General features: G+C 60.1%; 5 protein-coding genes. All 5 read left to right on the top strand.

Translation table 11 applies throughout. The features are described 5' to 3' along the window. Positions 1-191 precede the first annotated feature (191 nt). Positions 192-2,210: a magnesium chelatase ATPase subunit D gene (gene bchD, locus NW837_RS03355; RefSeq protein ID WP_414329264.1), complete on the top strand. Its 2,019-nt coding sequence runs from the start codon at positions 192-194 to the stop codon at positions 2,208-2,210. Positions 2,211-2,335: 125 nt separating this feature from the next. Then, positions 2,336-3,064, top strand: a complete 729-nt coding sequence (locus tag NW837_RS03350; RefSeq protein WP_414329263.1) for a DUF2993 domain-containing protein — start codon at positions 2,336-2,338, stop codon at positions 3,062-3,064. Positions 3,065-3,650: 586 nt separating this feature from the next. Further along, on the top strand, positions 3,651-4,712 hold the full coding sequence (locus NW837_RS03345) for a sensor histidine kinase (protein WP_414329262.1): 1,062 nt from the start codon (positions 3,651-3,653) through the stop codon (positions 4,710-4,712). A 939-nt stretch (positions 4,713-5,651) separates the two neighbouring features. Beyond that, positions 5,652-5,834, top strand: coding sequence for a hypothetical protein (locus NW837_RS03340; protein WP_041436250.1), 183 nt, complete (start codon positions 5,652-5,654; stop codon positions 5,832-5,834). Continuing rightward, positions 5,831-5,981: acylphosphatase (locus NW837_RS03335; protein ID WP_414329266.1), on the top strand; the 151-nt coding region annotated here is incomplete at its 3' end. The genes NW837_RS03340 and NW837_RS03335, both read left to right, overlap by 4 nt.

Here is a 5,981-nt window from a genome sequence, read left to right as displayed (position 1 = left end):
TTTGCCAAACCGCCTAAAGCTCAGTAAATTCAGCAAAGTTCAGGGTTTTGGGGGTTAGAGGCATGCTCCCCAGAAAATCTCAGTTGCAAAGGCGGTGCGGAGCACTCAAGCGATAGACTGGGGTGTACAGCTCCCGCTCCGCTGCGAATCTGCTCGATTGAACCGTTGCTCGCCAAGCCTACCCGCCAACCATGGGATCCGCAACTCTATCCGCTCCTTGTACCTTTCCCCTCACCGCTGTAGTGGGGCAACAGGCGGCCAAGCTGGCTCTGCTGCTGGCAGCAGTGGATCCCAGCCTAAGGGGTGTGGTGCTGGTGGGGCCTCGCGGCACCGCCAAGTCGGTTTTGGCCAGAGGGATCCACGCCTTGCTACCGCCCATCGAGGTGATTGCGGGATCCTATTGCAACGACGATCCAGCGCAGCCGGATACCTGGTCCGACTGGGCCAAGGCTCGCTACCCAGCCGGAGAGTTGCCGCCCACCCAAGTGATATCGCCCCCCTTTGTCCAGGTTCCCCTGGGCGTCACCGAAGATCGGCTGCTGGGATCCGTCGATGTGGAGGCCTCCATCAGGCAGGGGGAAACGGTCTTCCAGCCAGGGCTCTTGGCTGCTGCCCACCGGGGCGTGCTCTATGTGGATGACATCAACCTCTTGGACGACGCCATCGTCAACTTGTTGCTGACGGTGGTGGGGGATGGGGTCAACCGCCTGGAACGGGAGGGGCTGAGTCTGCAACACCCCTGCCGGCCTCTCTTGGTGGCCACCTACAACCCCGAAGAGGGATCCCTGCGCCCCCACCTGCTGGATCGCCTGGCACTGGTGGTGCCGGTGGGGCAGGAGCTGAGCCTAGAAGAGCGAGGGGAAATTGTCCAACGGGCAACGCAATTTGTCGATGCTCCCGAGCCCTTCCTGGCCGAGCACCAGGCGGAACTGGAGGAAATCCGCACCCGCATCCTCCTGGCGCGGGAGTGGCTGCCCCAGGTCAAGCCGCAGCGGGAACAGCTCCTCTACCTGGTGCAGGAGGCCATCCGCGGCAACGTCCAAGGGCACCGGGGAGAACAATTTGCCCTGCGAGCCGCCTGTGCCCTGGCGGCGCTGGAGGGGCGGGATCGCCTCCTGGCCGAGGATCTGCAGCAGGCCGTGCAGCTGGTGCTGCTGCCCCGCGCCCGTTACGACCCCGACCAGCCCCCGCCTCCCCCCCCACCCCAATCCCAACAGCCCGATCCTTCCCCAAGCAATTCCGACGACACCGGCGAGGACCAGGAGGAGACGGATCCCCAACCGGAAAGCCTCAGCCTGCCGCAGGAGTTTTTTTTCGATCCTGAGCAGGTGGCCCTGGACCCGCGCCTGCTGGCCTTTGCCCAGTCCCTCAACCAACAGGGGAAAACGGGATCCCGCGGCCTGGTGTTCAGCGCCGACCGAGGCCGCTACGTCAAGCCCATCCTGCCCCAGGGATCCAACCCCCGCGTTGCCGTCGATGCCACCTTGCGAGCTGCTGCCCCCTATCAGAAAAGCCGCCGCCAGCGGCAACCGGGACGTAGCGTGATTGTGGAGCCGAGCGATATCCGCGCCAAAAAGCTGGTTCGCAAGGCCGGAGCCCTGGTGATCTTTGTGGTGGACGCCTCCGGCTCCATGGCCCTCAACCGCATGCAAGCGGCCAAAGGTGCCGCCCTGCGCCTGCTCACCGAGGCTTACCAAAACCGTGACAAGGTGGCCCTCATCGCCTTTCGTGGGGAAACTGCCGAAGTGTTGCTCCCCCCCACCCGCTCCATCGAGCTGGCCCGCCGCCGTCTGGAATCCCTGCCCTGTGGCGGGGGATCCCCTCTCGCCCATGCCCTCACCCAAGCCGTGCGCATGGGAGTCAATGCCCGCACCGCTGGCGATGTAGGTCAGGTGATGCTGGTGGCTCTCACCGATGGCCGGGCCAACATTCCCCTCAGCCGCTCCTTGGGACGGAGCGACAGCAAAAGCCAGTTGGGAGCGGATCCCATCGACCTCAAGCAAGAGCTGCGGGAGATCGCCCTGCGCATCCGCGCCCTGGGGTTGAAGCTGCTTTTGATCGATTCCCAAAGCCGCTTTGTAACCACCGGCTTCAGCGCCGAGCTGGCGGAATTGGCGGGCGGACGGTACTTTCATCTGCCCCGTGCCACCGACCAGGGGATCGCAGCCGTGGCCCGCTCGGCTATGCAGGAGGGACGCACCTACCCCTGAGAGAACAGCCTCTCCGTTGGCAAAGGTTGTAACCTTTCTTAATGGTTGGTTATGATCCCTGTAGGCGAACTTCACCTTGTCCCATGGCTACAGGACTCCTGCCCCAACTTTCCCTCCAGAATCCCATGGCTGTCGATTGGGTCAGTCGGGGGGTAGGCGCAGCCATTCGTGCCCTCTTTAAGCATGCAGAGCGGCTGGAGGCGCGCGTGCGAGTGGAGCCTGTTGCCAAATTGTTGCAGGGTCGTATCGACAGCTTTGAACTGTTGGGCCAGCACTTGCAGATGTACAACGGCCTGAGGCTTTCGGCCCTAGAGCTGTTTTGCAACGCGGTGGCCATCGATTTCAACCAAATTTGGCAGGGGAAGATCAAGCTGCGCCAGCCAGTACAGGCCACAATGCGCGTGGTGCTGAGCGAAGACGATCTGGCGCAATCGTTTAACACACCTTTTGTGCTGAATAGGCTGGCCTTAGGAAAGCAGGATGATAGCCCCCTATCCTTCCATCACGTCCATATCAGCATCACCCCGGCGCGACGACTGCAATTCCAGGCAAATGTACAGCAGGGAGAAGCCAGGGCTTTCTGCGTCGGTTTTTCCGCCCAGGTTGAGGTGCTGGAGCGGCGTCGCATCCGCTTTACAGATCCAGTGTTTGAAAGCGGTACAGAAGAGGAGCTAGCCTTGAGCCAAGCTTTGGTACGCTGCCTGAATGAGCTTCTGGATTTGGATCGGCTCGCCTTGCGAGGCACTGAGCTGCGGGTAGACCGGGTGAACTTGCAGCCCCAGCAGATGATCCTGTACGGCAGTGCCACCCTAGCGCAATTTCCCACACGCCAACCCCAATGGGAAAGTGCTTGACAGCCTTTGGAAGGGCGGCTACGCTCAATAGTGGTGAGGAGTGAAGAGAAGAAGCCTCTGGGGTCGAAACACGGACAGACTCCCAGAGGTTTTTTCATGCCTCAGGAGCTTGAGAGCTCCGCTCTGCCCCTCGATCTTGATCTGTTGAACTTGTAGTCCTTTGACCCAAACTGGGACACTACACCCAAAACGTTGGTCGCGTCGTCGCGTCAGCGTTGCCGAGCAATAATGCATGCGGCCAAAGGCTTTTCTCAATGGCCCAGGCGCCTCACCCTAACCTGAAACGACTATGATTGCTCAACGTTGGTTACGCCTGGGGATCAAGCTGTCTTTCTTTGCCGTGATGTCCACAGCTTTGCCAACCGGAATACGGCGCGGCTTCTCTAAAGAATGGGGTAGCTGGGTATCCTAAAAGCTGGGGTTACGGCATCCTTCTTTATTCATGGGGATGAAGTGGCTCAAGACATAACGGTCATTCTAAGACCTAGGAAAGAACTCTTCAGCCTTGACCGTGAGGGGATGTTTATTCTTTGCCTACGGTTGGTTCACTATTCAAGCAGGTCTTGTCAAAGCGAGCACACCGAGTTTGAAACAGCAACTACTCCGCCTACTTGAGTTTTGGCGCCGCCGCTTTCCCCACAGCCTGCGCACCCAGGTGGCATTGGTCATTGCCAGCCTTTCGTTCGTCCCCAACTTGGTTTTCATCCTGTCGGTGCAGTGGATCTGGCCCGACACGCAGTTCAGCGCTGAAGGGATCCTCCTGCTGCTGCTGTGGATCCCGTTGCTGGCGGTGCTGTCGGCGGTGGTGGGCTATGCTCTGTCCTCCATGATTTTGCGCCCCCTCACCCTGCTGGCCCGCGAGTTGGCTCATTTGGAAACCTTGATTAACCAGCCCGCCCGTTGGAATCTGCTGCTCCGCCCCGGGGATCCCCAGGAAGCCCTGATCTTGCGGCAGGCTTTTGCCCAGTTGCTGCGCCAGATCCAGATCGACCAAATGCGGCGAGAAGCCTTTACCGCTACCCTCGTTCACGACCTCAAAACCCCCCTCATCGCCTTTGGGCACCTGCTGAGCGCCTTTAAACAGGATCAACAGCTCGAGCCGGAGCAACGTCGCGCTCTGCTGGATCGCATCCTGCAGGAAAATCAACACAATCTCTCTCTGGTGCAGAAAATGGTGGAGGCTCACCGCCTGGAGCGGGGAGAGATCGAGTTGCATCCTCGGCCTTGTGATCTGGGATCCCTGGCCAGAAAGGTGGCCGAGCGCATGGGATCCCTGGCCCAGGAGCGGGGGATCGATCTGCGAGTCGAAGGAGAAGGGTGGGGCAACGCCGATGAGGCAGAGCTGGAGCGGGCGCTGGTGAATCTGGTGGACAACGCCTTGCGCTACGCACGCCATGCGGTGGTGTTAATCGTCAGCCCCCACCAGATCCAGGTGCAGGATGATGGCCCCGGCTTGCCGGCTCCCCTAGAAGAGTTGGCCCAACCCTACGTGACCCAGCCCATTCACATTGCCGGCCACCACTACCCAACCGGCTCAGGAGGTCTGGGGCTATATATCGCCAGGCGCATCCTGCAGGCCCACGGGGGGGACTTGCGGTTGGTCGAGACGGGATCCCAAGGGACTGCTCTAGCCCTGGTGTTGCGCTAACCCAATAGATTGGTGCTGAACAAGACTGGTGTAGTCATTTTAAGTGACACACTCCCGCACTCATGTTGATGCAAAGCGCTCCGCGCCGCTAAAGCGAGAGAGTGCGGGCTTCAAGGACTCCGTCCCGCTGACGCGAACAGTGACTCCGGTTAGCGCTCCGCGCCGCTAGCGCGAAAAGGACATTTCCTGGGCTTAAGGACTACGTCCCGCTAACGCGAAAAGGACGGGATGCCCCGCCCCTGTACTTGATGTCTATAGCGGCAGTGTATAAAACCCCGCTACTTTTTATGGCACCAGTAAGGACAAAACATCATGTCCCCGCCTTTCATCCCGACCCTCACCCTGGATAGTGAATAGTGGATAGTGGTTAGTGGATAGTGACTATTCACTATTCACTAGCCACTAGCTAATAGAGGGCGGGGCTTCCCGGCGGTGTAGCTAGCGGTAACTAACGGGGGTGCAGGGGCAATCAGTCCTGCACTCTACCCGCAGGGTAAGCACCGGGATACAGGGATCCCCGCCATACCTCTGAGCGAAATCTGTTGAGCGAAATCTGTAGTAAAACCTACTTATGCTGGCGGTAACCTACAAGTACCGGATTGATCCAGATGCCTCTTGCTCTTGTCCGGTGGACAGGGGTTCCTGGGTGCAGGAGTCCATCCTGCCTGCCGATGCACCGTTCCCTGTGGATTAGACTTGTTTTGCAAGCTGGCAGTAGCCAGGAAGGCTGGGGAAGGGGAACCACCTGTCCAGTCGTTTTGTCGGGGGTTGTAGACCCAGACAAGTGGCGTGGGGCAGGAATGCCCAGCCGCGAGGTAAGGACTCCGTCCTGCTGACGGGAAGGGTGGCCCGCGCTCTGTCCGTAGGACGAGCGCCGGGAGGATGTCACGGTGCATGAAGGGTGGGATCCTCTGCACAAGCGTTCGTGAGGTTGGGTTCATGTCTTCCGTGCTGTGGCAAGCGATTGGGTATGCCTGTGGGATCTCGCTGGGGCTCCTAGGCTTGGTTGCCCTGGTCAACGTTCTTGTGGGGTGGCTGGATCGGCAGACCTCAGAGACTCCGGAGGAGCCGACCGAGTCGCCAGAACCCTGCAGCACAACGGAGGGATCCCCGTCGGCATGAGTGACAGGGTTCGCGTTCACGTCTGGATACGGGGGCGGGTTCAGGGCGTGGGGTTTCGAGCCCACACCGAAGCGATGGCTCTCCATGCGGGTGTTCAAGGGTGGGTGCGCAATTTGCGGGATGGTCGTGTAGAGGCTGTTTTTGAAG

The sequence above is a fragment of the Synechococcus sp. R6-10 genome, from assembly GCF_047461815.1.
Lineage (GTDB): Bacteria > Cyanobacteriota > Cyanobacteriia > Thermostichales > Thermostichaceae > Thermostichus.
This window is presented reverse-complemented; position numbering and strand designations above follow the sequence as displayed.

Coding starts and splice junctions, on each gene's coding strand:
- bchD (WP_414329264.1), top strand. CDS start 192: ATGGGATCCGCAACTCTATCCGCTCCTTGTACCTTTCCCCTCACCGCT.
- NW837_RS03350 (WP_414329263.1), top strand. CDS start 2,336: ATGGCTGTCGATTGGGTCAGTCGGGGGGTAGGCGCAGCCATTCGTGCC.
- NW837_RS03340 (WP_041436250.1), top strand. CDS start 5,652: ATGTCTTCCGTGCTGTGGCAAGCGATTGGGTATGCCTGTGGGATCTCG.